This is a genomic window from Methanobrevibacter sp., from assembly GCF_045577275.1.
In the GTDB taxonomy this organism is placed as follows: domain Archaea; phylum Methanobacteriota; class Methanobacteria; order Methanobacteriales; family Methanobacteriaceae; genus Methanobrevibacter.
This window is the reverse complement of sequence record NZ_JAZNIB010000129.1, coordinates 1-2,905: the sequence shown is the minus strand read 5'-3', so window position 1 is coordinate 2,905 and position 2,905 is coordinate 1. Positions and strand designations below refer to the sequence as shown.

3 protein-coding genes are annotated in these 2,905 nt (G+C 35.4%); 2 read left to right on the top strand and 1 reads right to left on the bottom strand.

Going from position 1 to position 2,905, the window contains the following annotated elements; all coding sequences use genetic code 11:
* Together ACKI67_RS04065 and ACKI67_RS04060 are read left to right on the top strand one after the other, a co-directional pair.
* A partial coding sequence (locus tag ACKI67_RS04065; protein WP_407462111.1) for a phenylacetate--CoA ligase family protein occupies nucleotides 1–864 on the top strand: 864 nt, incomplete at its 5' end.
* Nucleotides 865–926: 62 nt separating this feature from the next.
* Nucleotides 927–1,364, top strand: a complete 438-nt coding sequence (locus tag ACKI67_RS04060; RefSeq protein ID WP_407462110.1) for an acetolactate synthase — start codon at nucleotides 927–929, stop codon at nucleotides 1,362–1,364.
* Nucleotides 1,365–1,605: 241 nt separating this feature from the next.
* Here the strand turns inward: ACKI67_RS04060 and ACKI67_RS04055 are convergent, their stop codons facing one another.
* On the bottom strand, nucleotides 1,606–2,559 hold the full coding sequence (locus ACKI67_RS04055) for a malate dehydrogenase (RefSeq protein WP_407462109.1): 954 nt from the start codon (nucleotides 2,557–2,559) through the stop codon (nucleotides 1,606–1,608).
* Nucleotides 2,560–2,905: the final 346 nt, after the last annotated feature.

Here is a 2,905-nt window from a genome sequence, read left to right as displayed (position 1 = left end):
GCTCACAGATTAGGAGCAACAATCATCCCTATTTCAACTGGACAGACAAGAAGACAAGTTGAAATCATGGCAGACTTTGGAACCACATGTCTCATTTTCACTCCATCCTATGGTATCTACCTTGGAGAAGTTGCTAAAGAGGAAGGAATAGACTTTGAAAAGCTCGGCCTTAAGGCAATTGGTTTTGGAGCTGAAATGTGGACTGCTGAAATGAGAGACAGAATCGAAGACATATTCAAGACCAAGGCATACAATATCTACGGACTTACTGAATTGATGGGTCCTGGTGTAGGTATGGAATGTCCTGCACAGAACGGTTTGCACATTGCTGAGGATTTCTTCTATCCTGAAATCATTGACCCAAACACAGGAAACACCTTGCCTGAAGGAACTCATGGAGAGTTGGTATTGACCAACCTTGAAAGGGAAAGCATGCCTATAATCAGATTCAGAACAAAGGACCTTACCGCACTTCACTATGATACCTGTGCATGTGGAAGGACACTTGCAAGAATGGAAAGGATCACAGGAAGATCTGATGACATGATTAAGGTTAAAGGAGTGGCTGTATTCCCATCACAAATCGAAAAGGCACTTCTTAAGGTCAGTGACATCGAGCCTCACTACCAAATCATCGTTACCCGTCCAGACATAATGGATGAAATTGAAATCAAGGTTGAAGCTTCTGAAGCTCTCTTCTCAGACGATATTAAAGAGATGATAGGGGTTAAACGTAAAATCGGAGAATACATTCAAAACGAGATTGGAATTGCAGTTAACGTTAGCTTAGTTGCACCTAAGAGCATTCCAAGAAGCACAAAAGGTAAGATTCAAAGAGTAATCGACAAACGTAATTTACATTAATTAATGAATTATCAAATAGTAATTTTATTGATGATGGAAAAAACACAAAAAGGAGATGAAACATGTATCAATTCATACAACTATCCATATTTTTGGAAAATCAAAAGGGAAATTTATATAAAGTGGCAGACTTGCTTGGCCAAAATGACATTAATATCAAGGCATTGTTTTTAGCGGACACTTCTGAATTCGGTATTTTAAGATTGGTTGTTCCTGACTATAAAAAAGCAAAAGAGGTATTGGAAAGCAATAATTACATCGTTAAGGAGACTCCAGTAATTGGAGCAGTGATGGATGACACTCCAGGAGGAATTGCTTCAATCTTAAAGATCTTGAATGATGAGGATATCGACCTCGAATATCTCTATGCTATTGCATATGGAGGAACTGAAAAAGCAGGTCTCTTATTGCATACTGGAGATTTAGATCAGTTGGAATCTGTTTTACTTAAGAATGATGTTCCTTTAGTACCTGCAGAATTAATCTATAACGCAGAATAAATATTTTGAAGTTTATATCAATTATAAACTTTATTTTCTTTTTTTTCAAAAACTAATTGATTTTTAGATATTTAAACTTTTTTTAAAACTTATAAAAAATAGATAGAAATAGATAAGATAAATAGAATACTCTTTTTAAAAAAATAGATTAAAATAGAAAAATAGATAAGATAAAAAAATACTCTTTTTAAAAAAATAGATAAAAATATAAAAGATAAGAAGAAAATAAGTAGATAAATCTTTATTCTTCTTTTAGGCTTTCTCTAACATCTTCTGTAAGCTTTCTAATCTGTTCAGCAGCTGATTGGAACTTTTTAGTCTCATAATCATTCATATGAATAGGAACAATCATTGCATTACCCTTATTGGATAAAACGGAAGGAACACCTAAGGAAACTCCTTTGACACCAGCAATTTCACCATCCAAATATAAACTTACAGTCAATATCTTATGGGAATTTGTAATGAGTGTAATAATCAAGTTGGAAATAGCATAGGCAGGACCATATTCAGTAGCCCCCTTTTTGGAGATGATAGTATTTCCTGCATTCCTTAGAGTCTGAATAATCTCCCTAATGTCCAATTCCACCTCTCTAATAAAGTATTTCAAAGGAATACCACCAATGGTGGTTGAACTTAAAAGAGGAACCATATTGTCTCCATGCTCACCGATAACCCTTGTATGGATTTCACTGCTGTTGATGTTTAATCGTCTTGCAAAGTAATTTTTGAGTCTTAAGGAATCCAAGTGGTTTCCTACACCGATAACTTTGTCTCTATCGAAACCGGAAGCCTCCAAAGCGATTGTGGTCATTACATCCACAGGATTTGTAGCAACTAAAATAATGGCATCTGGCGCATAAATGGATATCTGCTTAGCATAATTGGAAACTATTTTAGCATTTTCAAAAGCCAAATCCCTTCTGCTCATTCCCTCATGCCTTGGAGCACCTGCAGAAATCAATACAATTTGAGAATCTGCAAGATCTTCATAATTGCAGGATGGGGTGAGTAAACAATCAATATCTTCAGCTGCTAATGCATCATACATGTCATAACTTTGGCCCTTTGCCTTGTCAATGCTTTCAGGTCTTGAGAACAGTACTACTTCACTTATGGTATCTGCTCTAGCCAATTTGAAAGTAACGTTTTTACCTATTACACCGGTTGAACCCATTACACTTACCTTTACCATATTTTGCCTCCTTAAGATTAATTCTGATTAAAACAATAAATTACTTAATATAGTTATATTATTTTATTTCTAATAAAAATAGTTTACTAAAAATAAAACAATTAATTTTATACTAAACCTTGAAACCGTTGGCGCTCTACACACACACACGGTTAGTTTTATAAGCAAAGCAAACAACGCAATTTTTTCGTATACAAACTTGTTTTCTGTTAAGGAACTCTGTTCCTTAACAATTCTTGCGAGGGACTCTGTCCCTTCGAACCTTGCTCTTCGGTCAGAGGGACAAGGTTTGCCAAATTGGGTTGTAAAATCTAGCAAGAAACCGCGCGTTAATCACGCGAATAAA

What these genes read in the sequence shown, in the direction of transcription:
- ACKI67_RS04055 (WP_407462109.1), bottom strand. Translation starts at nt 2,559, where the DNA reads ATGGTAAAGGTAAGTGTAATGGGTTCAACCGGTGTAATAGGTAAAAAC.
- ACKI67_RS04060 (WP_407462110.1), top strand. Translation starts at nt 927, where the DNA reads ATGTATCAATTCATACAACTATCCATATTTTTGGAAAATCAAAAGGGA.